The organism is Comamonas sp. 23, from assembly GCF_049601575.1.
GTDB classification, from domain to species: Bacteria; Pseudomonadota; Gammaproteobacteria; order Burkholderiales; family Burkholderiaceae_C; genus Comamonas; species Comamonas squillarum.
Map to the genome: position 1 here is coordinate 3,743,458 of NZ_CP187127.1, position 22,985 is coordinate 3,766,442.

The following is a 22,985-nucleotide window of genomic DNA, read 5'->3' on the forward strand; positions in this document are numbered from 1 at the left end:
GACCCTGTGCAACGACGGGCCCTTCCGATGCGCCATACGCCACAACCCCGGCAGCCCCGCTTCCGCCTCGGCGCATGGCTGGGCCTGTGGTGCGCCTGCGCACTGGCCGCGCCGATCGCCCAGGCGCAGGTTACCCGCTGCGTGGACCCGGGCACGGGCAAGGTGACCTATACCGATGGCGCCTGCGCCAGCGGCGCGCGTGCGACCGAGATCGAGCGGCGCAAAACCGACGAGGAGCTTGCCCAGGACCGTGCCCGCGAGCAGGAAGCGCTGCAGGCCAAGGCCGAGCGGCGCGAGCAGGAGCTGGCCCAGCGCAGGCTGCAGGCCGATGAACGCGCTGACGATTTGGCGCAACGGGCTGCCAACCGCCCCTCGCGCAGCAACCCCGCACAGTCCGCCGCCTGCCAGCAATCGCGGGAGCGCTACAGCGCTGCCTCCGACGCCGCGGCTGACAAGGCCATGGGCAGCAGTGCGCAGCTCGAAGCGGCCAAGCGCCAGATGGAACTCGACTGCCTGGGCCCCGAGGCCTACAGCCGGCTCGAAGCGAGCCGTCCCGCTCCCAGCGCCGTGCTGCCCGCCGATCCCTACTGGGACCGCTACCCCTATGGCCGCCCGCCGCCCCGCCCTCCGGTGGTAACCCCTCCAGCCCCGGCACCCAGCATCACCCGCTGCGATGTGTTCAAGTGCGTGGATGCCCAGGGCTACTCACACCCCCGGGGCCAGATTGGCGAGACCGTGCGGCCCCCCAGCCCCAGTGCCAACCCGCGCAGCTGCCGCAGCCAGGGCGGCACCGCGCCCTGCTAGTTGCCCTCTGGTAGCGGCTGCAAAAGCGCCCGCATTCTGCCTGTGTTCAGGCGTCTGGGCCTTGAGCTGCGCCAGGCCCCACCAGATACACCGCCGCCTGCAAGCCGTGGTGCACCGTCTGGTAGCGCAACACCACACCCAACTCATGCCGCATGCGGCTATTGCTCAGGCGACGCGACTCGCGCATAAAGCTCAGCAAGGTGGGGCTCAGTTGCTGCTCGGCCTCGGCCAGGCTGATGCGCGCGGGGTGCGGCAGGCGCCACAGATCAGCAGCCAGGTCAAAATAATCGCCCATCGGCATCGCAGAGTCATCGGCCACATTGGTGATGCGCTGGGGCCGGCCTCGCCACAGCGCCCGCTCGACGGCACGCGCCAGATCATCGGCGTGGATATGACTGGTGTAGACATCGTCCTCACGCCGCAGCAGCGGCGTGCCGCGCTGCAGCCGCCCCAGCGGGGTTCCGCCCTCGCGGTCGCCGGCATAGATACCGGGGATGCGCAGCACATGCACCGCCGCGCCACTGGCCCCAAAGCGCAACGCCCATGCACGCAGCTGGCGCTCGGCATCGACCCGGCGCAGCGCCCGGGCGGTGCTGGCACGCAGCGGATGGGTCTCCGTGACCCAGGCCCCATCCCAGTTGCCATAGACACCGCTGGTGGAGCCATAGACCAGCTGCGGCGCCTGGCCCGCACGGCCCACCAGCGCGCGCAGCAGGTGGCAGGTGCGCAGATCACGCGAAGCCGCCGCTGGCGCAGCTCCAGCAGCGGGCTGGGCAGGTGGCGCCAGGTGCACCACGCGCTGGGCCAGGCCCGCCAGCCGGCGCAGGCTGCGAAGGTCATCGAGGTTGCCCAGCAAAGGGGTAGCGCCCAGGGCGCGCAGACTCTCAAAGCGCTGCGGCGATGAGCTCAGCGCCCGCACCAGCGGGCCGCGCGCCGCCCGTGCATCCTGGCCCGGGCGCTGCCACAGCCGCAGCAGCCGCTGGCCGACATCGCCACAACCCACGATCAACACCCGCTGGCGCCGAAAACGCGCCGGCAAGGCCTGGCCTGCTGCGATGGCGCAGCGCTGTCGGGGCCCGCTTCGCGGGCTTTGGTTTAAAGGCACAATAAGCTTTCGTGGTTCAAATGGGCGGGGGCGCACACTGCAGTCTAGCGTCTCAAGCTGCTTGCAAACGGCTGCCCACCCCCCACTTATGCAAGCCCAGGCGCCGATGAGCGCCATTGTTTTGTGTCGATAAGGAATTTTGGTGCAATGAGTTCTTCGTCCAGCGCGTTTCACATCTCGGTCCTGCCCAGCGGACGCGCCTTTGCCACCCAGGCCTCGGAGGCCATCCTCACCGCTGCAATCCGCAGCGGCGTGGGCCTGCCCTATGGCTGCAAGGATGGCGCCTGCAGCTCCTGCAAATGCAAGAAGCTCAGTGGCACGGTCGTGCATGGTCCGCACAGCGAACGCGCGCTGAGCCCCCAGGAAGAGGCCGACGGCATGATCCTGCCGTGCTGCGCCGTGCCCACCAGTGATGTGGTGATCGAGTCGCGCCATGTCACCGATGAAAGCGCCTTTCCTATCAAGAAAATGCCGGTGCGCGTACAGACCATCGAGCGCCTCTCGCCCGATGTGGTCAAGCTGCGCCTGCAGCTGCCGGCCGCTGACAGCTTTCGCTACCACGCGGGCCAGTACATCGAGTTTTTGCTCGCCGGCGGTGTGCGCCGGGCGTATTCGATAGCCGTCGCGCCGCACCACCAGGAGACCGCGCCCGGCTTGGAGTTGCATATCCGCCACACGCCAGGCGGTCTTTTTACCGACCATGTGTTTGGCGCGATGAAGGAGCGCGAGATCCTGCGCATTGAAGGCCCGTTTGGCAGCTTCTATCTGCACGAGGGCGACAAGCCCATGGTCTTTCTGGCCTCGGGCACCGGCTTTGCGCCGATCAAGGCACTCGTCGAACATCTGCAGCACCACGACATCCAGCGCCCGGTGGTGGTGTACTGGGGCGGCCGGCGCCCGCAAGACCTGTACATGCACGACTGGATGCTGGCGCGCAGCGCTGAGATGCCCCAGCTGCGCTATGTGCCGGTGGTCTCCAACGCCCTGGCCGAAGACGGCTGGCAAGGCCGCAGCGGCTTTGTGCACCAGGCGGTGCTCGATGATTTTGCCGATCTGTCGGGCCACGAGGTCTATGCCTGCGGCGCGCCGATCGTGGTGGATTCGGCCCGTGCCAGCTTTACCAGCCAGCGCGGCCTGCCCGAAGACGCTTTCTTTGCCGATGCCTTTGTGACCGAAGCGGACAAGCAAAACCAGATCGTCTGAACAGCTGCGCCGCACAATGCCTGACATGGCGCAATCGCGCCCCTGTCCGACTGCCGCGTCACAGCAGCTACACGGCCCAGCCGCTACACTAGAAAGTTTGGAGCCGCGAACACATCCCTTGGTGGGTGGTTGCCCCGTCTTGGCCTACCTTTGTACGGCCCAGGGCTGGGTGCCCAGCCTCCAACGCAAACCTTTGGTTGACTGGGCTGTGCTGGCGGCACTCAGGGGGTAGTACCTGCACACCGCAGGCGCTGCGTCGTTATTCACTCTCCTCAAGAAGACACACAAGCATGCAACGCAGAAATATCCTGTTGTCCACCGTTTTGGCTGCCACCGCCTTTGCAGCACCGGCCGCATTAGCGGCCGATCCGGTGATCCGCCTGGTCGTGCCCTACGCGCCCGGTGGCCCACTGGATGTCACCTCGCGCATTCTGGCCGAACGTGTCCGCGACCAGCTGGGCACCGTGGTGATCGACAACAAGGCAGGCGCTGGCGGCAACATCGGCGCCGACATCGTCGCCAAGGCCGCGCCAGACGGCCTGACCATCGGCCTGTCGGCCACCGCCACGCACGCGGTCAATCCCTGGCTCTACACCAAGATGCCTTTCAACGCCGCCACGGACTTCAGCGCCATCACCCAGATGGTGCGTGTGCCCAACGTGCTGGTGATGAACACCGAGCGCGCCAAGTCGCTGCACATCAGCAATGTGCAGGACCTGATCGCCTACGCCAAGAAGAACCCGGGCAAGCTCAATTTCGGCAGCGGCGGCAATGGCAGCTCCGGCCACCTGGCCGGCGAGATGATGAAGCGCCAGGCCGGCATTTTTGCCGTGCACGTGCCCTACCGTGGTGCCAATCCGGCCCAGCTCGCGCTGCTGTCGGGCGAGGTGGATTTCAACATCGACAACCTGGCGGCCGCCTCGGCCAACATCCACAGCGGCAAGCTCACGGCTCTGGCTGTCACCAGCCTGCATGCCAGCCCCATGCTGCCAGGCGTGCCACCGCTGGCCGACACGCTCAAGGGTTTCGAGATCGACACCTGGTGGGGCCTGGTGGCACCGGCCAACACCCCGCCTGATGTGATCAACCGCCTCAACAAGGCCTTCACCGATGCGCTGAAGGACCCGAGCACCAAGACCCGCTTTGCCAGCCTGATGGCCGAGCCCGTGCCCACCACGCCGGCCGAGTTTGACAAGTTCATGGCCTCCGAGCGCAACAAGTACGAATCGGTGGTCAAACTCTCTGGCGCCAAGGTCGACTAAGCGCCGCGCAGCGCATCCCTAGCTGTGAACTGTCAAGAGGTTGTTTGCAGATTTGAGCCTGGCCATCGGGGTAATTCGACCAATGCCGCTGTGAGGCCTGTGCCAGTTGTAGTAATGCTGCCAGCGATGTAAGGCTTGTGCTCGCTCAGCTGAATTCTGGTATGTCCAACCATAGGCCCACTCGCGCAGCGCCGATTGGATGAATCGCTCGGCCTTGCCGTTGGTCTGTGGCCGGTACGGCCTGGTGAACTTGTGCTGCACGCCCAAGGCGTTGCAGGCCGCAGCGAACTCCCTTGAGCGGAATGCCGCACCGTTGTCGGTCAGCAGGCGTTTGATGCTCACTCCAAGCCCCGCGTAGTACGCCACGGCGTTGCGCAGAAAGGCGACGGCTTGCGGCGTTTTCTCGTCCGGATGCATAGCGGTAAAGGCAATGCGTGCGTGGTCGTCAATGGCCACGAACAGTGTCTCCCATCCCGCACCATCGACCGAATCGCGCCGATTGCCTGTGACGCGGTGGCTGGGCCGAACGATGCGCCCGAGCTTCTTGGTATCGATGTGCAGCATGTCTCCAGGCGCATCGTGCTCATAGCGAACCACGGGCTCGGACGGCTGCAGATCGCTGAGTCGAGACAGGCCCGCACGGGCCAATACCCGGCTCACGGTGGACGCCGAGACGCCTGCGTAGCTGGCAATGCGCGACTGCAGCATGCGGCGTTTGCGTAGCTCAACAATGAGTAAGGCCTTGGACTCGCAGATGGCTTTGGGAGAGCAAATGGGCCTGGAGGAAGCATCGGCCAGGGCTGCTTCGCCGCCCGAGAGGTAGCGGCCCAGCCACTTGCGAGCGGTCTGTGCGGTGACGCCTTGAAGGGCTCCGGCCTGAGAGGCATCCAGGCCTTGCAAGGTCATCTGTTTGACCATCTCCAGTCTCCGGGCAAAGGTAAGTCGGGCATGCTTATGAGTGTTCATCCGGTTGGCTGTCCTGAGTGGGTTGGGTGTTTGGCGACTTCCAGTCTCTCAAATCCAACCCGGATGAACACCGGATACAACCTATTGAACCTTCACACCTAGCGCCCAGCAAAAAGCCCCGCCAGCGAAGCTGCTGCGGGGCTTTGTTCTTGTGGGGTGGAGTCTCTTTCTCGCTCGCTCAGCGCCACCAGTCCGGCCCCTGGCTGCGCTGCACGCCCTGCGCCAAAAGCGGCTGCAGCTGCGCATCGCTGACCCAGGCCGGCTGCAGCTCTTGCAGCGGCGCCAGCACAAAGGCCCGTTGCCACATGCGCGGATGGGGCAGCTCCAGATCGGGCATCGCGATCGAGGTGTCAATGTCCGCATACAGCAGCACATCCAGGTCCAGGGTACGCGGGGCATTGCGGTAGGGGCGCTCGCGGCCGGCGGCCAGCTCCAGCTGCTGGAGCAGCAGCAAAAGCTGGTGCGCTGACAGCGCTGTGCGCAACTCTGCGACCGCGTTCAGGTAATCGGGCCCTGAGGAATCCACTGGCCGGCTGGCATAGAGCGACGAGACCGCCTGCACCGCCACGCCCGTGCTGCGGGCCAACTGCTGCAAGGCCTGCGCCATCGCAGCACCCCGGTCGCCCAAATTGGCACCCAGGCCTATCCAGGCGCGCAAGGTCTGCCCGACGGGCGGTGCGGCATCACCATTGGCCAGGCGCTCGGCCTGGCCCGGCACGTCAGTCACCATGGCCGGCGGCATCGGCGCCGTTGCCGCCAGCTGCAGCAGCGCCGGCATCCGCGCCACCGGGTTTGCGGCGGCGGCGGCGGCGCTTTTTGGCTGGCGCATCGGCGCTGCCTGCGCTGTCGCTGTCCATGGCCTGCTGGGCCACCTGGTCCAGGCTGGAATCCTCTTGCGCCTCAGAGGCCGCAGTCGGCTTTCTCGGTGCACGCTTGGGTTTGGCCGCGCCCGTCTTGGGCTTGGCGCGCTGCTCTTCGCGCACCTGGGCGATCAGGTCTTCGCGGCGGGCCTCATCGGCCTGCTGGAACTCCTGCCACCAGTTGGCCAGCGCTTCGTCGACCTCGCTGACATCGGCGCGCAAACGCAGAAAATCGAAGCCGGCACGGAAACGCGCCTGCGCAATCATGCCAAACGGCGTGCTGCCGGTGCGCTTTTCAAAGCGCGGCTGCATCACCCAGATCTCGCGCATGTCGGCGGCGAGCTTGCCCCGGCCGGAGACATCGCCAATGCGGTGGTGGAAGACATCGTCGATCGCATCCTGCAGCGCCGGGTGCGGGTGCTCGCCCTTGAGCATGCGCTTGTCCCAGCCGGCCTTGACGTCCTGCCACAGCACGCAGGCGAGCAGGAAGCTCGGCGCCACGCTCTTGCCTTCGGCCACGCGGCGGTCGGTGTCCATCAGCGCGGCCTGCACGAAAGGCAGGTCGGCGCGGTCCACCACGACATCCAAGAGCGGGTAGATGCCCTTGGCCAGGCCCAGCAGGCGCAGCTGCTCGATCGAGGCCAGCGAATGGCCCGTCTGCAACAGCTTGAGCATCTCGTCAAACATGCGGCTTTGCGGCACTTCCTGCAGCAGCTGCGCGCATTCGACCAGCGGCTTGGCGGTCTTGGGGTCGAGCGTGAAGCCCTTCTTGCTGAGCTTGGCGGCAAAGCGCACGGCGCGGATGATGCGCACCGGGTCTTCGCGGTAGCGGGTGGCCGGGTCGCCAATCATGCGCAGCACATGCTTTTGCGAGTCGCGGATGCCCTTGTGGTAGTCCACCACGATCTGGGTCTGCGGGTCGTAGTACATGGCGTTGACGGTGAAGTCGCGCCGCGCCGCATCCTCGTTCTGGGGGCCCCAGACGTTATCGCGCAGCACGCGGCCGCTTTCGTCGACCGCCAGCTTCATGCCGGCCAGCGCCGCCTTGCTGGTTTTCTCATTGCCCTGCACCTGCTCGGCCTTGGAGCTGTCCAGAAAGGCGCGGAAGGTGGTCACTTCGATGACCTCGTTCTCGCGGCCACGGCCATAGACCACGTGCACGATGCGAAAACGCCGGCCGATGATGAAGGCGCGGCGAAACAGGCTCTTGACCTGCTCGGGCGTGGCATTGGTCGCCACGTCAAAATCCTTGGGGCGCAGGCCCAGCACCAGATCGCGCACCGCGCCGCCGACGATATAGGCCTCAAAGCCCGCTTCCTTCAAGGTGCTGCACACGTCCAGCGCCCGGCGGTCCACCAGCTTGGGGTCGATGTTGTGCACATCAACGCCCACTTCCTCGCGCTTGCCAAAGGGGTTCTTGGTCTTGCTGGCGGCCGTTGCCTTGCCCAGCAATTTATCGATGATGGTCTTGATCATGCGTGAGGCTCCAGCAGGTCCAGGATGCGCCAGCCGCGTTCGGCGGCGAGTTGGCGCAGGCGCGCGTCGGGGTTGGTCGCCACGGCAGTATCCACCTTTTCCAACAGCGGCACGTCGTTCATCGAGTCGCTGTAGAAGATGCTGTCTACGCTGTCCCAGCTCAGGCCGCGCTCGGCCATCCAGGCTTCCATGCGGGTGACCTTGCCGGCGCGCATCGTCGGCACACCGTCGATCTCGCCGGTGATCCAGCCAGAAGCGTCGCGCGCCAGGTTGACGGCCAGCAGATGGTCGACGCCCAAGGCCTGGGCAATCGGGCGGGTCACGAATTCATTGGTGGCGGTGACGATCACGAGGGTGTCGCCCGCATCGCGGTGCTGCTGCAGCAGCGCCAGCGCTGCCGGCTGGATATGCGGCGTGATCACTTCCTGCATGAAGGCGCGGTGCGCTTCATCGGCGGCCTCAGGGCCGAGCTTGCGAATGGCCTCGGTGGCAAAACGCACATAGGCATGGATATCGAGCGTGCCTTTTTGGTAATCGGCAAAAAAGGCCGCATTGCGGCTGCCAAACTCCTGCTTGTCGCACCAGCCCTTGCGCAAGGTGAACTCCCCCCATTCGTAATCCGAATCGAGCGGCAGCAAAGTGTGGTCCAGGTCAAAAAGCGCAAGCCTTGTGCTTGTGCCAGCAGAGTTATTCATTCAAAAAATCTCGGTTGTAGCTGCAAGACCATTTACTCCGTCTCCAGCATGTCCTTGAGCAAGGGGATCGTCAGGCCCCGTTTGTTGCGCAAGGCAAAATTGTCCAGGTGGTCCAACAGTTGCATCAGGCTGCCCAAATCGCGTGAGAAGCGTTTGAGCATGTAATCCATCACATCGTCGGTCAATACCAGGCCACGTCGTTTGGCTTCATCCTTGAGCACATCCCTGCGCTGCGCTTCGCTCAGCAGGTGCAGCTGGTAGATCTCGCCCCAGCCCAGCCGGGTGCGCAAGTCGTCACGCAGTTTCAGGTCGGACGGCGGCACATCGCCAGCGGCCAGCACCCAACGCCGCGCACCGGTGGCCGGGCTGGTAGCGTTGACGAACCAGTTGAAGGCCGCCGCCTGCTGCACCGGGTTGTAGAACTGCACCTCGTCGAGGATCACGGCCGACCAGCGCTCGTTGAAAGCGCTGGGAAAGCGGGTGCTCGCATCGAGCCAGCCCACCGGCGCGCCCTGCTCACGCAAGGCTTCGGCCACCGCGCGCAACACATAGGTCTTGCCGCAGCCCATCTCGCCCCACAGGTAAGTGGGCACCGTTGAGCGCGGCGCGTCCCAGGCTTCATTGACCTGGGCATGCAAATGCGCAAGCGCTGCCTGGTTGGAGCCCGCAAAAAACCGGTTCAGGCTTGGCGCTGGCGCCAAACCCAGATCCAATGCCATTTGCTTCATGCGCCAACTCCTATCCGCGCCCAAGCCCGCCGTGCAACATGCACTGCGTTGTGGGTCATCAGATAAAAGGAAATCTCACGCATGGCTGCGTTCAATGAAAGAAAGCGTTCAGTGTGGTTGGCGCGATGCGCGCCAACTTGGGGCGCCCCTGCTCGGTTATGCAGTGGCCAGGGCCCTACATGCAAACCCGTTGATTTTAGTCGGTAGTCACGGCTGTGTGACACAAAAGGCCCCTCTGCCCCATTTATGCATGAAATCGGCCACAAAGCAGGCCGCCCCTGCGCGCTTTGGCGGTAACAGTGCACACCGGACGGGCATTCTGCCCCCTCGGGTATGGCTTGCGACATAAAATCGGCGTTTCTGGCCCCCGTTGGGTCAGCTTGTCAGCTTTATTGCCTTTGTAGTCCCTCATGAGCTCTTCCAATTCCTCCACCCCCCTTTCGTACAAAGACGCTGGCGTTGATATTGACGCTGGCGACGCGCTGGTCGAGCGCATCAAGCCCCTGGCCAAGAAAACCATGCGCGAAGGCGTGATGGCGGGTATCGGTGGTTTTGGCGCGCTGTTTGAAGTGCCCAAGCGCTACAAGGAGCCGGTGCTGGTGTCCGGCACCGACGGCGTGGGCACCAAGCTGCGCCTGGCCTTTGAATGGAATATGCATGACACCGTGGGCATCGACCTGGTGGCCATGAGCGTCAACGACGTGCTGGTGCAAGGCGCCGAGCCCCTGTTCTTCCTCGACTACTTTGCCTGCGGCAAGCTCGATGTGGACACGGCAGCGGCCGTGGTGGGCGGTATCGCCAAGGGCTGCGAGCTGTCGGGCTGCGCGCTGATCGGTGGTGAAACCGCCGAGATGCCCGGCATGTACCCGGACGGCGAATACGATCTGGCCGGTTTTGCCGTCGGCGCGGTCGAGAAAAGCAAGATCCTGACCGGCCAGAATGTGCAAGCCGGCGACGTGGTGCTGGGCCTGGCCTCGCATGGCGTGCATTCGAACGGCTTCTCGCTGGTGCGCAAGTGCATCGAGCGCGCACAAAGCCAAGGCGGCCTGCCCGAGACGCTGGACGGCAAGCCCTTCAAGAACGCCATCATGGAGCCCACGCGCCTCTACGTGCTCAATGTGCTCAAGGTGCTGGCCGCGCAGCCCATCAAGGCGCTGGCGCACATCACCGGCGGCGGCCTGCTGGAGAACATTCCCCGCGTGCTGCCCGAAGGCCTGGGCGCGCAGCTGGTCAAGGGCAGCTGGCCCCAGACCGAGCTGTTTGCCTGGCTGCAAAAGACCGCCGGCATCGATGACATCGAGATGAACCGTACCTTCAACAACGGCATCGGCATGGTGGTGGTCGTTCCCGCAGAAAGCGAGCAGGCCGTCAAGGACGCCTTCTCCGCCCTTGGTGAACAAGTGTGGACGATTGGCAGCATCGGCCCCCGTGGCGCTGAGGCTGCGGTCACGGTGCGCTAAGCTTCCCCGGCAGGGCAGGCGCACCAAGCCGTCTGCCCTGCGCGCAGCAAGGGCCAGATTCTGGCCTTCCGACTCGCTCAGATGGATGGCCTACCATGCAACCGGATTCCGCAAAGTCCCCGTCCAACAGCCCCGCACCCGGCCAGCCGGCCAGCGGCGCTGGGGACCAGCCGCATGTTTGGCGGCCGCCTCCTGCGCATTGGGGCGTCAGGGTGGCCTCCTATGTGCTGATGGCTGCGGCCTTGCTGCTGATCATGCTCAATGGCCTGCTCGTGGGCCTCTTGGCCGCCTGCGCCGGCTACACCTTCACCTTGTTTCTGGTGCACAAGATCCGAGAGTTGAGCCGCCTGCCCACCTCGCTGAACACGCCCCCTCCCCTGTGGATGGAATACTTGGCCGTCACCATCGTGCTGGTGGTGCCGGTGGTGCTGGTCACGCTGGGCCTGATCCACTCCCAAGGCTATCTGCTCAACGCACCGCAGCAGTACCGCGAGATGCTGGTCTCGATGGCCAAGACCTTGCTGGACCTGCGCAGCAAGCTGCCGCCCGAGCTGGCCAATGTGCTGCCCGATGGGGTACAGGACCTGCAGCAGCGCGCTGCCGAATACCTGGGCACCAAGGCAGGTGCCATTGCCAATATGGGCCGGCTCTGGCTCACCGGCCTGCTCTATGTGTTTGTGGGCCTGTTGATTGGCGCGCTGGCCGCCGTGCGCCACAGCCGCCATTCCCACGCGCCACTGGCCTACCAGCTGCAGCTGCGCGTGCAGCGCTTTGGCGATGCATTCCGCCAGATTGTCGCAGCCCAGTTCTGGATCGCCCTCTTCAACACGGTGCTGACCGCCATCTTCCTGCTGGGCATTCTGCCGCTGATCAATATGCGCCTGCCCTATAGCGGCGCGCTCATCATGCTGACCTTTTTTGGTGGCCTGATCCCCATCGTCGGCAACTTGGTCTGCAATGCCGTCATCACCACCGTGGGCCTGTCAGTCTCGCCGCTGACCGCCGTCGCCTGCCTGGCTTTCCTGGTGCTGATCCACAAGGCCGAGTACCTGATCAATGCCAAGGTCGTCGGCGCCAAGACGCATATGGGCGTCTGGGAGTTGCTGTCGGTGATGTTTGTTGCCGAGGCCATTTTTGGCCCTGCCGGGCTCGTGGCGGCGCCACTCTTTTACGCCTATCTGAAAAAAGAGCTGTTTGCGGCGCGGCTGATCTAACACCCGCCTCTGTGGCGTTGCACCTTTGAACGGGGTGCGGATGCCTACCCACGCTCTCTTCGCCACAAGCACCGCGCCGGGCACCTTCAAGCCCCCCATGCGCAAGAGATGCTGCTGGACGACGGTATCTCCTCAACACGGCTTCGCCGCCTGCAGGCGCCCCCCATGTGACCAGCAGCTGGATCGGCCAACTTTCCCTACGGCCATGCCGTCGATAACCGATGGGCGCTCTGCCAGTATCGGCACAACACAGGCGTAAAAAAACCTCGGTGATAAAACCGAGGCTCTTTGTGTTGAATGATCCGAAATCTTAATTAGAGCCGTAACACAACCCTTGATACGTCGTTGCCTCGCCGGCCGCGCCCTGCCTTGTCGTACTACTGTACTGCCTGCGGCAGGACGCCTAGTCGGGGACGCCTAGTCGGGGACGCCTAGTCGGGGACGCCTAGTCGGGGACGCATAGTCTCAACCGCAAACCTTCGGTTTGCTGGGTCGTGTTGCCGGCTCTTAATAGACTTCCGGAACATACATGGAAGCGGGCACGGGCAGGCGGCTGTAGTCCGGATGGCGGATCCGGTCGGGCAGCACGACATTCTCATGGTCCACATCGGTGTAGGGCACCTGGGCCAGGAAGTGCGCGATGCAGTTGAGGCGCGCTTTTTTCTTGTCATCGGCATGCACCAGCCACCAGGGTGCCTCAGGAATGTGGGTGCGCTCCAGCATCACTTCCTTGGCCTTGGTGTATTCCTCCCAGCGGACGCGGCTTTGCAGGTCCATCGGCGAGAGCTTCCACTGCTTGAGGGGGTCATGGATACGCCCCAGGAAGCGCAGGTGCTGCTCTTCGTCACTGATCGAGAACCAGTATTTGACCAGCAAGATCCCCGAGCGCACGAGCATCTTTTCAAACTCAGGCACGGTGCGGAAGAACTCTTCGTACTGGTCGTTGGTGCAAAAGCCCATGACCTTTTCGACACCAGCGCGGTTGTACCAGCTGCGGTCAAACAGCACGATCTCGCCAGCGGCGGGCAGGTGTGCCACATAGCGCTGGAAGTACCACTGCGTGCGCTCGCGGTCGTTGGGGGCCGGCAAGGCTGCCACGCGCACCACGCGGGGGTTGAGGCGCTGGGTGATGCGCTTGATCACACCGCCCTTGCCTGCGGCATCGCGCCCCTCGAACAGCACCACCACCTTCTGGCCGGTGTGCTGCACCCAATCCTGCAGCTTGACCAGCTCGCCCTGCAGCCTCAAGAGCTCGCGGAAGTACTGGTAGTCATGCTCCGTCATCCCTGCGGCGAACGGCGCGCCCAGCATTCCGTCTTCCATCTCGAGCTCCAGAGACTCGTCGTAATCATCCATCACATCACGCGCAATCTTGTGCATGACGTCTTCTGGTGAAATTCCCAATCGATCTTTCATAGTGGCGCATCCCTAGTGCCGCTATCTTGCCGAAATTGTGTGACGACAGAATGACAAGGAAATGTCAAAACTACGCCATACGTTACATTCGTTGCAAATCTAACAAAGCCGCACGTATATAGGCCGCATCTTCTGGATTGCCGGTCTGGTTCAGGTAGGTTTGCAGATCTTCCCGGGCCCGGTCATGCACGCCCAGCTCTGCATAAGCCAGGCCCCGGTCGCGCAACTCCGTCCATTCGCTGGGCAGCAGCACCAGCAACCGGTTTTGTACCTCAATGAGCTTGGCCCAGTTCTTGTCGCTGCGGTAGACCTCCTTGAGGTTGGAGAGCATGCGCGCAATGATGTCGCGCGGGGTGGCGGCCTGCAAATACAGGCCCAGTGGCACATCGTCTTCATCGACGCGGTGAAACGCCTTTTGCATGGGCTCGAGCATCTCGGCGAGCATATTGCTGGAAAACGACTGGCCCGACAGCGGGTCCAGGACGATCTGCCCTTCTGCCACGCTCACCTTGAGCAGAAAATGGCCGGGAAAGCAGATGCCATGCGCGGGCAGCTGCAAAGCGGTGGCCAGCTCCAGCCAGATGACCGCCAGCGACACCGGAATGCCGCGCCGGCGGTGCAGCACGGCATTGAGGCAGCTGTTGTCGAGCGCATAGAAGTCATTGGGATTGCCTTGAAAACCCCAATCGGCATAAAAGCGGTGGTTGAGCGCCTTGAGCCGCGTCAGCGCACTGCGGCTGCTGGCATCGCGGCTCTCCATCAGCTGGCCCAGCAGCTTGTCGACCTCGTGCAGCACCTGCTGGGTGTCCAACTGCGGGTATTCGATGCAGGCCACGGCAGCGGCCGCTTCGAGCAGCGGAAAACCATCGTCACTGCTGACCAGCGATTCGAAATGCTCCAACGGTGTGGGGATAGAAAAGCGGAAGTCCATACACATCCCAACTACAGCGCCTTCGCATACATCGCTGGCACTCTCGGGCGCTGCCAGTGCCATGGTTTCCATGTATACCACCAGATGGGCTGGCCAGCAGGGTCTGCGTGATGGAAATCACGCAAAAGCCGCATATTCCCTAATAGAGGGAACTATTCTGTCAGCGGCGCAACATAGCGCGCAGCTTCAGGCCGGACAAGGCCAGCACGCCAAAGTACAGCAGCACGGCCCCCAGCATCCACAGCGCCAGCAGGCCCACGCGCTCGAGGCGTTGCGCGCCCAGCGCGACCCAATCGGTCATCTGCGCGCCCCAGGCCAGAAAGATGGCCAGCAGCGCGACGGCCAGCGACACCCGGGCCAGAAAGATCCACCAGCCCGGCCGGGGTTGGAAGCTGCCACGCCGGATCAAGCCCACCAGCAGCCACAGCGCATTGACCACCGCACCCAGGCCGATCGACAAGGCCAGCCCGGTATGGGCCATCGTAGGCACCAGCACCAGATTCAACAGTTGCGTCAGCACCAGCACACAGATGGCAATCTTCACCGGCGTGCGGATGTCCTGGCTGGCATAGAAGCCAGGCGCCAGCACCTTGATGGCCACCATGGCCAATAGGCCCACGCCATAGCCTTGCAGCGCCAGCGCAATCTGGCTCACGTCCGAGCCCTTGAGCGCGCCGTAGTGGAACAGCACAGCCACCAGGGGCTTGGCAAAGACCAGCAGGCCGGCGGCACAAGGGGCGGCCAGCAGCACCACAATGCGCAGGCCCCAGTCGAGCATGGCGCCGTAGCGCTCATCATCACCGGCCGCCTTGGCCGATGACAGCTGCGGCGTCAGCACCACCCCCAGCGCCACGCCCAGCAACGCGGTGGGGAACTCCATCAGGCGGTCAGCGTAGAACAGCCAGGTGACGCTGCCCGGCGCCAGGTAGGAGGCAATCTGGGTGTTGATCATCAAAGAGATCTGGGCCACGCCCACGCCCAGCAGGGCGGGTGCCATCAGCGACAGGATGCGGCGCACGCCGGCATCGGACCAGGCCTGCCTGATGACCGAGGGCCGGCACGAAATACGCGGCAGCATGCCGATGCGGCGCAGCGCAGGAAACTGCACGACCAGCTGCAGCACGCCGCCGGCCATCACGCCAACGGCCATGCCATAGATGGGCTCCAGACCATGGCTGCGCATCCAGGGCGTCAGCGCCAACGCCGCCACAATCATGCTGACATTGAGCAGCACCGGCGTGAAGGCCGGCACGATAAAGCGCTTCCAGGTATTGAGCACGCCCGCGGCCAGCGCCACCAGGGACATGAAGCCGATATACGGAAACATCCAGCGCGTCATCAGCACGGCAGCGTCATAGCTGTGCGGGTTCTGGCGCAGGCCACTGGCCAGCAGCCAGACCAACGCGGGCGCGGCCACCACCCCGATGACGCAGGTCAGCGCCAAGATCCAGAACAGCACCGTGGCCACGCTGTGCACCAAGTCACGTGTGCGCTCCTCGCCTTCCTTGGTCAGGGTGGTGGCCAACACCGGCACAAAGGCCTGGCTGAAGGCCCCTTCTGCAAACAGGCGCCTGAACAGGTTGGGAATGCGAAAGGCAACGTTGAACGCGTCGGTCAGTGCGCTGGCACCAAACATGGTGGCCATCAGCAGATCGCGGGCAAGCCCTGTGATACGCGAGAGCAGCGTAAACAGGGAGACGGTGGAGGCGGCTTTGAACAGTGACACCCGGGCAGTGTAGCCGCGCCGCTGGCGGGAAATTGGCGGCAATCTGGATTTCTGAGTAAACAGCGGCTATAATGCCCGATTCACTGAAAACATCCGCAGACTCAAAGGACACTCATCATGGCATCTAAGCCAGTCAAAAAGAACCCCCGTTTGGCATCCGGCCGCAAGCGCGCCCGCCAAACCATCAAGCTGAACGCCGCCAACACCTCGCTGCGTTCCAAGTACCGTACCGCTATCAAGAACGTGGAAAAGGCTGTTGCCGCTGGCGACAAGACCAAGGCCACCGAACTGTTTGCCAAGGCGCAATCCGTGCTGGACACGATCGCCGACAAGGGCATCTTCCACAAGAACAAGGCTGCTCGCGATAAGAGCCGCATTGCTGCCAAGGTCAAGGCCCTGGCACTGGCCGCCTAAGCCCATTAGGCAATCGCACGGGCAGGATCCCCTGCCCGCCGTTTGTAACGGGTGCGCTCTCAGTGAACTAAAAAGCCGTCGCAAGACGGCTTTTTTCGTTGTACCTGCCGTTTCTTTGCAGCGCCGGGTAAGAAGGGCCACCCTGCGCCCAGCCCAGCAGACTAGGCGCCCATGCATAGCGCCCATGGGGCAGCCGATGCACCGCTGGCACGCGCACCGCACCGCACCAAGCCATGCCAAATACTGGCCCGCAAAAAAGGCCTGAAAACTCAGGCCTTGGTGGTGGTGTTGCCGGTGCTGCCGGCCGGACTGGCGGGGCCGCCAGTGTGGCCTGGCGCCTCCGGAATCAGGCAGGCATCGGTGGTCTGCAGGCCATTGTCGCGCGCAAAGTTCATCACAAAGTCCCAGGCCATCGGCTCGTGCACCTGCAACTCCCGCTTGACGATCACGCATTTGGCGCCATTCATCGTCGTGGGAACACACCAGGGCGAATAGCCCAGATGACCACCACGGCGCATGCCGCCGGGACGAAACTGGCTCATCACCCCCGCCAGACGCTCCGCCCAGTCACTGGGGCGAAAGGTCTTGCCATTCTGGGTCAGGCCCAGAATGAAAACTTCTTGAGATGTGGGAGAAACCATGGGATGGAAGCCTCTGATAGACGCCTGAGCACAGGATCACTGCCTCAGGCCAAACCCGTATTTTAACTCTTATATAAGAGATACGCACGCGCAAGGCATAAGTTCAAAACATCATCAAATGCAAGAAGTGCATAACTTTGCGCAGCATGCCAGGGCCGCCGCAGCGGATATGCCCAAGCCATAGAACCTGTTCAAAGTCTCCTCGCGCCGCGACAGTGTCTTTGCGGGATGGGATGCTAGGCGCAACACCGCAGCAATAGCTCAGCTATTGCGAGGATTTGCAACAACGCAGACCGCCCCTGCCCGGGCGGCCGCAAAGCCACTGTCCCTACGGGTTGGAGTGAAATCGGGCGATTTCTGCGCGCTGGCCCTTGCTTGCACCCCGGTGCAAGCTGCGGACCAGCCCTTCGAACTCATCCCGGTTGCACTCCAACGCGGCTGCGTAGCGACTTTGACCAGGTTCTTAGCGCTGCGTAGTCTAGCCTGCCGAGATTGGGCCTCGCCCGCGCTCTGGCTCCACTGCGATTCTGTGATGCGCATTCTTCACTAGTCTGTCGCTACGCAGCCCCTAGAATGGGACTTCCGCTGGTGCCATGCCATAGGGGCGTGGGGCCATGGCGGATTTTTTGATTCTGTTTCTTTTTTCCGGAGATTTCCATGCAAGACACCGTCAAGCCTTCTGAGCCCCATGTGATGACTACCTATGGCCGCGTGCCGGTCGCACTGGAGCGAGGCCAGGGCGTGCGTGTGTGGGATGTCAACGGCAAGGAATACCTCGATGCGCTGGGCGGCATCGCCGTCAACACGCTGGGCCACAACCACGGCAAGCTGGTCGCCGCGCTGCACGACCAGATGACCAAGTTGATCCACACCAGCAACTACTACTATGTGCCCGGCCAGGAAAAGCTCGCAGCCCTGCTGGTCGAACGCTCGAAGATGACCAATGTCTTTTTCTGCTCCACCGGTCTGGAAGCGAACGAGGCATCGATCAAGATCGCGCGCAAGTACGGCGTGGACAAGGGCATCGAAAAGCCGGTGATCGTCGTGTTCGACCATGCCTTCCATGGCCGCTCGATTGCCACGATGAGCGCTACTGCCAACCCCAAGGTTCGCAACGGCTTTGGCCCGCTGCTCGACGGTTTTCTGCGCGTGCCGGCCAATGACTTCGTCGCGCTGCAGGAAGCGACCGAAGGCAACTCCAATATTGTCGGCGTGATGATGGAGCCCATCCAGGGCGAAGGCGGCCTGCACCCAATGCGCGCCGACTTCATGAAGCAAGTGCGTGCGCTGTGCGACGCCAAGGACTGGCTGTTCATTGTCGATGAAATCCAGGCCGGCATGGGCCGCACCGGCAAGTGGTTTGCCCACCAGTGGGCCGGCATCGTGCCCGATGTGATGTCGCTGGCCAAGGGCCTGGGCTCGGGCGTGCCAGTCGGCGCGGTCGTCGCCGGCCCCAAGGCGGCCAAGGTGCTGCAGCCAGGCAACCACGGCACCACCTTTGGCGGCAACCCGCTGGCCATGCGCGCCGGTGTGGAAACCATTGCCATCATGGAAGAAGAAGGCCTGCTGGCCAATGCCACCAAGGTGGGCGACTACCTCCAGGCCGCGCTGAACGAGGCGCTGGCGGGCACGCCCGGCTTTGTCGAAGTGCGCGGCCAGGGCCTGATGATCGGCGTGGAGCTGAACAAGCCTTGCGGCGAGCTGATCACGCGCGGCGTGCAAGAAGCCGGCCTGCTGTTCAGCGTGACCGCCGACACCGTGATCCGCATCGTGCCACCGCTGATCCTGACCGAAGCCGAGGCCGATGAGATCGTCGCCAAGCTCGTACCGCTGGTCAAATCCTTCCTGGCAGGCCAATAAGGCCAGAAGAGAACGCAATGAAACACTATCTGCAATTCCAGGATTTCACGGCTGACGAATACGAATACCTGCTCAAGCGCGCGGCGCTGATCAAGCAGAAGTTCAAGGGCTATGTGACCCACCACACCCTGGCCGACCGCACCTTGGCGATGATCTTCGAGAAGGCCAGCACGCGCACGCGCGTGAGCTTTGAGGCCGGCATGTACCAGCTGGGCGGCTCGGTGGTGCACCTGACCACCGGCGACAGCCAGCTGGGCCGCGCCGAGCCCATCGAGGACAGCGCGCGCGTGATCAGCCGCATGACCGATCTGGTGATGATCCGCACCTTCGGCCAGGACAAGATCGAGCGCTTTGCAGCGCACTCGCGCGTGCCGGTCATCAATGGCCTGACCAACGAGTTCCACCCCTGCCAGATCCTCGCTGACATCTTCACCTTTATCGAGCACCGCGGCTCGATCCAGGGCAAGACGGTCGCCTGGGTGGGCGATGGCAACAACATGGCCAACACCTGGCTGCAGGCAGCCAACCTGCTGGGCTTCAAGGTCCATGTCAGCACGCCCAGCGGCTACGGCATCGACGAGCAACTGGCCTTCAGCGGCCGCGCCTACGACAAGGACTGCTACCAGCTGTTCAGCGACCCGCAAGAGGCCTGCAAGGGCGCGGACCTGGTCACCACCGATGTCTGGACCAGCATGGGCTATGAAGAGGAAAACGAAAAGCGCAAGAAGGCCTTTGCCGACTGGTGCGTGGACCTCGACATGATGGCCGTGGCCAAGAAGGACGCCCTCTTCATGCACTGCCTGCCCGCCCACCGGGGCGAAGAGGTGCAGGCCGAGGTCATCGACGGCCCGCAGTCGGTCGTCTGGGACGAGGCCGAAAACCGCATGCATGTGCAAAAGGCTTTGATGGAGTACCTCCTCATCGGCAAGCAGGGTTAAACCGCCACGCCACCGCTAGCCCTGCTTGGACTGGCTGAGCCACCTCGGCCCCTCTAGATGTAGCAATGCCCCGAACCTTTCGGTATCGGGGCATTGTTATTTCAGCGCTGATCCGGCAGATCAGGCAGCCGGAGCCGTGGTGCGGATCAGGTGGTCAAACGCGCTCAGCGCGGCAGTCGCACCGGCACCTGCGGCGATGACGATCTGCTTGTACGGCACATTGGTGCAGTCACCAGCGGCAAACACGCCGGGCAGGTTGGTGTGGCCCTTGGCGTCGATCTCGATCTCGCCAAACGGGGTCAGCTGCACGGTACCCTTGAGCCAGCCGGTGTTGGGCAGCAGGCCGATCTGCACAAAGATGCCTTCGAGCGCGACGGTCTTGATCTCGTCGTTCGTGCGGTCCTTGTAGGTCAGGCCCGTCACCTTCTTGCCGTCACCGTTCACTTCGGTGGTCTGCGCATTCAGGATGACCGTCACATTGGGCAGGCTGCGCAGCTTGCGCTGCAGCACGGCATCGGCCTTCAGCTCGGCGGCAAACTCCAGCAAGGTCACGTGCTGGACCACACCGGCCAGGTCAATGGCCGCCTCGACACCGGAGTTGCCGCCACCGATCACCGCCACGGGCTTGCCCTTGAAGAGCGGGCCATCGCAGTGCGGGCAGTAGGTCACGCCCTTGGTGCGGTAGGTATCCTCACCGGGCACATTCATGTTGCGCCAGCGCGCGCCGGTCGACAGGATCACCGTGCGGGCCTTGAGCTTGGCACCCGATTCGGTCTCGATCTCGATCAGGCCACCTTCCTGCGCTGCGGGCGTCAGGGACTTGGCAGTCTGCAGATTCATGATGTCGACTTCGTAGTCGCGGATATGGCTCTCCATCGCGGCCGCAAACTTGGGGCCATCGGTCTTGCTCACGGAGATGAAGTTTTCGATATCCACGGTGTCGAGCACCTGGCCGCCCAGACGCTCGGCGGCAATGCCGGTACGGATGCCCTTGCGTGCCGCATAGATCGCAGCGGCTGCGCCTGCGGGGCCACCGCCGACAATCAGCACATCAAAGGCGTCCTTGGCCGAAATCTTCTGCGCCTCGCGGGCTGCCGCGCCGGTATCGACCTTGGCAACGATCTCGGCGAGCTCCATGCGGCCCTGGCCAAAACGCTGGCCGTTGACGAACACGGTGGGCACGCCCATGATTTCGCGCTCTTGCACTTCCTTTTGGAACAGGCCGCCATCGATCGCGGTGTGCGTGATCTTGGGGTTGAGCACGGACATCAGGTTCAGCGCCTGCACGACGTCCGGGCAGTTGTGGCAGGACAGCGAGTAGAAGGTCTCGAAGTGCAGCGGTGTGTCGATGTTCTTGACCTGCTCGAGCAGCTCAGCGGACTCCTTCGAGGGGTGGCCGCCCACTTGCAGCAGCGCCAGCACCAGCGAGGTGAATTCATGGCCCAGCGGCACACCGGCGAAACGCACGCCGACATCGGTGCCCGGGTTGGTGATCAGGAAAGACGGCTTGCGTACATCGGCCGCATTGTCTTCGACCACCGTGATCTTGTCGTTCAGTTCTTTGATATCGGCCAGCAGCTGGCGCACTTCCTTCGACTTGTCACCGTCATCCAGGGTCGCCACCAGCTCGACGGGCTTGGTCAAGCGCTCCAAGTAGGCTTTCAGTTGGGCTTTCATGGTGTTGTCGAGCATGGGACTTCCTTCAAACTTCTCGTGGCCCGCCTTGGGGCGTTGCAGCACTTTTCAAAAAAACAAAGCCCGGGCGCCAGGCACCCGGGCGTCTACTACGTTGGAATTGCAGCAGTGATTAACAGCTTAGATCTTGCCAACCAGGTCCAGCGATGGAGCCAGGGTCTTTTCGCCTTCTTGCCACTTGGCAGGGCAGACTTCACCGGGGTGCGATGCCACGTACTGGGCAGCCTTGATCTTGCGCAGCAGGTCTTCTGCATTGCGGCCGATGCCTTCAGCGGTGATTTCCATCGCCTGGATCACGCCTTCTGGATCAACGATGAAGGTGGCACGGTCTGCCAGGCCTTGGCCTTCGCGCAGGCAGTCGAAGTTCTGGCTGATTTGCCAGGTTGGGTCACCCAGCATGGTGTACTTGATCTTGGCGATGGTGTCCGAGGTGTCGTGCCAGGCCTTGTGCACGAAATGGGTGTCGGTCGAGACGGAATAGACTTCCACGCCCAGCTTTTGCAGCTCAGCGTAGTGGTCGGCCACATCGCCCAGTTCGGTGGGGCAGACAAAGGTGAAGTCAGCAGGGTAGAAGAAGAACACAGCCCACTTGCCCAGGACGTCTTTTTCGGTCACTTCGATGAACTTGCCATCCTTGAATGCTTGCGTCGCGAAAGGCTTGATCTTGCTGTTGAGTACGGACATGGTGGTTTCCTTCTGTTGAGTAAAAAACGATTGACAGGGGTCAGTGTAGAAAGATCTTCATAATTGAGCAATTCAATTAATACAATCATTTAGATTTAAACAAGCTATTATTCAAGCACTGACCCAAGGCAGATAGCTATATGCGGGCTGGTGCCTATTTTGCAAGCCTGCGCAGTGCAGCACGCCTTGTTCGCTGCAACTTAGCACAGCGCCATGACAGCGCAGTTGCGCTGCAGCAAGCCGCATCATGCAAGCAAGGGACGGGCTGCGTCAAATGAGAACACGACTCAGCCTTACACGCAGCCAGAGCAAAAGCACGGGGGATAAGCACCGCTGGGTTTGGTTGCTTGACCTTTCGCAAGGACAATAGCCCCAACACCCGTTAATGACACAAGAGAAGGAGCCCACCATGAAAGGCGATCCCAAAGCCATCGGTTTTCTGCAAGCGCAGCTGAAAAACGAACTCACCGCGATCAACCAGTATTTTCTGCATTACCGCATGTACAAGCACTGGGGTCTGGACAAGCTGGCCAAGAAGGAATACGAGGAATCCATTGGCGAGATGAAGCATGCCGACTGGCTGATGGACCGCATCTTCATGCTCGACGGCCTGCCCAACCTGCAGGACCTGGGCAAGCTGCAGATCGGTGAAGACGTGCCGGAGGCACTGGCCTGTGACCTGCGCCTGGAGCAAGCCGCCCAAGCCACCATCAAGGATGGCATCGCCCACTGCGAAAGCGTGCGTGACTATGTCTCGCGCGACCTGCTGCAAAAGATCCTGGACGACACCGAAGAGCACATCGATTTTCTCGAAACCCAGCTGGACCTGATCGACAAGGTCGGCATCCAGAATTACCTGCAGTCCATCATGGGCGAGGTCGAATAAGCCCCGCCTCCAGCAACGCCA

Annotated in this window: 21 protein-coding genes; 9 read left to right on the plus strand and 12 right to left on the minus strand. The window is 62.9% G+C overall.

All coding sequences use genetic code 11. The features are described from left to right. Positions 1–27: 27 nt before the first annotated feature. Positions 28–804, plus strand: coding sequence for a DUF4124 domain-containing protein (locus ACPEE1_RS17005; RefSeq protein ID WP_423934046.1), 777 nt, complete (start codon positions 28–30; stop codon positions 802–804). 46 nt (positions 805–850) lie between these two features. Here ACPEE1_RS17005 and ACPEE1_RS17010 read toward each other — a convergent pair whose 3' ends face one another. After that, entirely contained in the window at positions 851–1,861 is a 1,011-nt protein-coding gene (locus ACPEE1_RS17010; RefSeq protein ID WP_116927317.1) for an NAD-dependent epimerase/dehydratase family protein, read from the minus strand. A gap of 195 nt (positions 1,862–2,056) precedes the next feature. Here ACPEE1_RS17010 and ACPEE1_RS17015 point away from each other — a divergent pair, with 195 nt between their 5' ends. Further along, positions 2,057–3,112: a CDP-6-deoxy-delta-3,4-glucoseen reductase gene (locus ACPEE1_RS17015; RefSeq protein WP_423934049.1), complete on the plus strand. Its 1,056-nt coding sequence runs from the start codon at positions 2,057–2,059 to the stop codon at positions 3,110–3,112. A 290-nt stretch (positions 3,113–3,402) separates the two neighbouring features. Next, entirely contained in the window at positions 3,403–4,374 is a 972-nt protein-coding gene (locus tag ACPEE1_RS17020) for a Bug family tripartite tricarboxylate transporter substrate binding protein (RefSeq protein ID WP_423934052.1), read from the plus strand. Between the two features lie 18 nt (positions 4,375–4,392). On the opposite strand, the gene ACPEE1_RS17025 is transcribed toward ACPEE1_RS17020, so the two are convergent. From ACPEE1_RS17025 to hda, 5 genes are all read right to left on the minus strand, one after another. Then, positions 4,393–5,340 (minus strand): IS481 family transposase, encoded by a 948-nt coding sequence (locus ACPEE1_RS17025; protein WP_423934054.1) that lies wholly within the window; start codon positions 5,338–5,340, stop codon positions 4,393–4,395. 178 nt (positions 5,341–5,518) lie between these two features. Next, positions 5,519–6,070, minus strand: coding sequence for a 2-amino-4-hydroxy-6-hydroxymethyldihydropteridine diphosphokinase (gene folK, locus ACPEE1_RS17030; protein ID WP_423934056.1), 552 nt, complete (start codon positions 6,068–6,070; stop codon positions 5,519–5,521). Further along, positions 6,060–7,676 (minus strand): polynucleotide adenylyltransferase PcnB, encoded by a 1,617-nt coding sequence (pcnB, locus tag ACPEE1_RS17035; protein ID WP_116927267.1) that lies wholly within the window; start codon positions 7,674–7,676, stop codon positions 6,060–6,062. Before pcnB ends, folK begins: the two co-directional genes overlap by 11 nt. After that, entirely contained in the window at positions 7,673–8,371 is a 699-nt protein-coding gene (locus ACPEE1_RS17040) for an HAD family hydrolase (RefSeq protein ID WP_182345230.1), read from the minus strand. Before ACPEE1_RS17040 ends, pcnB begins: the two co-directional genes overlap by 4 nt. Before the next feature lie 32 nt (positions 8,372–8,403). Continuing rightward, on the minus strand, positions 8,404–9,099 hold the full coding sequence (gene hda / locus ACPEE1_RS17045; protein WP_021025545.1) for a DnaA regulatory inactivator Hda: 696 nt from the start codon (positions 9,097–9,099) through the stop codon (positions 8,404–8,406). 410 nt (positions 9,100–9,509) lie between these two features. Between hda and purM the strand changes: the two genes are divergently transcribed. Both purM and ACPEE1_RS17055 read left to right on the plus strand, forming a co-directional pair. Next, a complete protein-coding gene (purM, locus tag ACPEE1_RS17050) occupies positions 9,510–10,559 on the plus strand; it encodes a phosphoribosylformylglycinamidine cyclo-ligase (RefSeq protein ID WP_116927265.1) in 1,050 nt (349 codons plus the stop codon). A gap of 95 nt (positions 10,560–10,654) precedes the next feature. Continuing rightward, positions 10,655–11,773 carry an AI-2E family transporter gene (locus tag ACPEE1_RS17055; protein ID WP_116927264.1) on the plus strand — a complete coding sequence of 373 codons (1,119 nt, stop codon included), beginning with the start codon at positions 10,655–10,657 and terminating at the stop codon, positions 11,771–11,773. Between the two features lie 507 nt (positions 11,774–12,280). Here ACPEE1_RS17055 and ppk2 read toward each other — a convergent pair. The 3 genes from ppk2 to murJ all read right to left on the minus strand — a co-directional run bounded on the left by ppk2 (position 12,281) and on the right by murJ (position 15,846). After that, a complete protein-coding gene (ppk2, locus tag ACPEE1_RS17060) occupies positions 12,281–13,189 on the minus strand; it encodes a polyphosphate kinase 2 (RefSeq protein ID WP_021025542.1) in 909 nt (302 codons plus the stop codon). 82 nt (positions 13,190–13,271) lie between these two features. Continuing rightward, on the minus strand, positions 13,272–14,192 hold the full coding sequence (locus tag ACPEE1_RS17065; protein ID WP_232539562.1) for a SirB1 family protein: 921 nt from the start codon (positions 14,190–14,192) through the stop codon (positions 13,272–13,274). 88 nt (positions 14,193–14,280) lie between these two features. Continuing rightward, on the minus strand, positions 14,281–15,846 hold the full coding sequence (gene murJ, locus ACPEE1_RS17070; protein ID WP_116927262.1) for a murein biosynthesis integral membrane protein MurJ: 1,566 nt from the start codon (positions 15,844–15,846) through the stop codon (positions 14,281–14,283). A gap of 117 nt (positions 15,847–15,963) precedes the next feature. Between murJ and rpsT the strand changes: the two genes are divergently transcribed. After that, the gene (gene rpsT / locus ACPEE1_RS17075; RefSeq protein ID WP_021025539.1) at positions 15,964–16,260 is read left to right on the plus strand and encodes a 30S ribosomal protein S20; all 297 of its coding nucleotides are present in this window, start codon (positions 15,964–15,966) and stop codon (positions 16,258–16,260) included. A 269-nt stretch (positions 16,261–16,529) separates the two neighbouring features. On the opposite strand, the gene ACPEE1_RS17080 is transcribed toward rpsT, so the two are convergent. Next, positions 16,530–16,901 carry a DUF3579 domain-containing protein gene (locus ACPEE1_RS17080; protein WP_116927261.1) on the minus strand — a complete coding sequence of 124 codons (372 nt, stop codon included), beginning with the start codon at positions 16,899–16,901 and terminating at the stop codon, positions 16,530–16,532. Between the two features lie 657 nt (positions 16,902–17,558). Here ACPEE1_RS17080 and ACPEE1_RS17085 point away from each other — a divergent pair. Together ACPEE1_RS17085 and argF are read left to right on the plus strand one after the other, a co-directional pair. Beyond that, positions 17,559–18,761, plus strand: coding sequence for an aspartate aminotransferase family protein (locus ACPEE1_RS17085; RefSeq protein ID WP_182345229.1), 1,203 nt, complete (start codon positions 17,559–17,561; stop codon positions 18,759–18,761). A 17-nt stretch (positions 18,762–18,778) separates the two neighbouring features. Continuing rightward, complete coding sequence (gene argF / locus ACPEE1_RS17090) at positions 18,779–19,699, plus strand: ornithine carbamoyltransferase (protein WP_182345228.1); 921 nt, start codon at positions 18,779–18,781, stop codon at positions 19,697–19,699. Between the two features lie 120 nt (positions 19,700–19,819). Here the strand turns inward: argF and ahpF are convergent, their stop codons facing one another. Together ahpF and ahpC are read right to left on the minus strand one after the other, a co-directional pair. Then, positions 19,820–21,391, minus strand: a complete 1,572-nt coding sequence (ahpF, locus tag ACPEE1_RS17095; RefSeq protein WP_182345227.1) for an alkyl hydroperoxide reductase subunit F — start codon at positions 21,389–21,391, stop codon at positions 19,820–19,822. A gap of 123 nt (positions 21,392–21,514) precedes the next feature. Beyond that, positions 21,515–22,078: an alkyl hydroperoxide reductase subunit C gene (gene ahpC, locus ACPEE1_RS17100; protein ID WP_021025534.1), complete on the minus strand. Its 564-nt coding sequence runs from the start codon at positions 22,076–22,078 to the stop codon at positions 21,515–21,517. A gap of 409 nt (positions 22,079–22,487) precedes the next feature. Here ahpC and bfr point away from each other — a divergent pair, with 409 nt between their 5' ends. After that, a complete protein-coding gene (gene bfr / locus ACPEE1_RS17105; protein WP_116927314.1) occupies positions 22,488–22,964 on the plus strand; it encodes a bacterioferritin in 477 nt (158 codons plus the stop codon). Positions 22,965–22,985 lie beyond the last annotated feature (21 nt).

What these genes read in the sequence shown, in the direction of transcription:
- ACPEE1_RS17015 (WP_423934049.1), top strand. Translation starts at nt 2,057, where the DNA reads ATGAGTTCTTCGTCCAGCGCGTTTCACATCTCGGTCCTGCCCAGCGGA.
- purM (WP_116927265.1), top strand. Translation starts at nt 9,510, where the DNA reads ATGAGCTCTTCCAATTCCTCCACCCCCCTTTCGTACAAAGACGCTGGC.
- ACPEE1_RS17085 (WP_182345229.1), top strand. Translation starts at nt 17,559, where the DNA reads ATGCAAGACACCGTCAAGCCTTCTGAGCCCCATGTGATGACTACCTAT.
- ACPEE1_RS17040 (WP_182345230.1), bottom strand. Translation starts at nt 8,371, where the DNA reads ATGAATAACTCTGCTGGCACAAGCACAAGGCTTGCGCTTTTTGACCTG.
- ahpF (WP_182345227.1), bottom strand. Translation starts at nt 21,391, where the DNA reads ATGCTCGACAACACCATGAAAGCCCAACTGAAAGCCTACTTGGAGCGC.
- rpsT (WP_021025539.1), top strand. Translation starts at nt 15,964, where the DNA reads ATGGCATCTAAGCCAGTCAAAAAGAACCCCCGTTTGGCATCCGGCCGC.
- ACPEE1_RS17025 (WP_423934054.1), bottom strand. Translation starts at nt 5,340, where the DNA reads ATGAACACTCATAAGCATGCCCGACTTACCTTTGCCCGGAGACTGGAG.
- bfr (WP_116927314.1), top strand. Translation starts at nt 22,488, where the DNA reads ATGAAAGGCGATCCCAAAGCCATCGGTTTTCTGCAAGCGCAGCTGAAA.
- ACPEE1_RS17065 (WP_232539562.1), bottom strand. Translation starts at nt 14,192, where the DNA reads ATGGAAACCATGGCACTGGCAGCGCCCGAGAGTGCCAGCGATGTATGC.
- hda (WP_021025545.1), bottom strand. Translation starts at nt 9,099, where the DNA reads ATGAAGCAAATGGCATTGGATCTGGGTTTGGCGCCAGCGCCAAGCCTG.
- ppk2 (WP_021025542.1), bottom strand. Translation starts at nt 13,189, where the DNA reads ATGAAAGATCGATTGGGAATTTCACCAGAAGACGTCATGCACAAGATT.
- ACPEE1_RS17020 (WP_423934052.1), top strand. Translation starts at nt 3,403, where the DNA reads ATGCAACGCAGAAATATCCTGTTGTCCACCGTTTTGGCTGCCACCGCC.
- pcnB (WP_116927267.1), bottom strand. Translation starts at nt 7,676, where the DNA reads ATGATCAAGACCATCATCGATAAATTGCTGGGCAAGGCAACGGCCGCC.
- folK (WP_423934056.1), bottom strand. Translation starts at nt 6,070, where the DNA reads ATGGTGACTGACGTGCCGGGCCAGGCCGAGCGCCTGGCCAATGGTGAT.
- ACPEE1_RS17005 (WP_423934046.1), top strand. Translation starts at nt 28, where the DNA reads ATGCGCCATACGCCACAACCCCGGCAGCCCCGCTTCCGCCTCGGCGCA.
- ACPEE1_RS17080 (WP_116927261.1), bottom strand. Translation starts at nt 16,901, where the DNA reads ATGGTTTCTCCCACATCTCAAGAAGTTTTCATTCTGGGCCTGACCCAG.
- ACPEE1_RS17055 (WP_116927264.1), top strand. Translation starts at nt 10,655, where the DNA reads ATGCAACCGGATTCCGCAAAGTCCCCGTCCAACAGCCCCGCACCCGGC.
- argF (WP_182345228.1), top strand. Translation starts at nt 18,779, where the DNA reads ATGAAACACTATCTGCAATTCCAGGATTTCACGGCTGACGAATACGAA.
- ahpC (WP_021025534.1), bottom strand. Translation starts at nt 22,078, where the DNA reads ATGTCCGTACTCAACAGCAAGATCAAGCCTTTCGCGACGCAAGCATTC.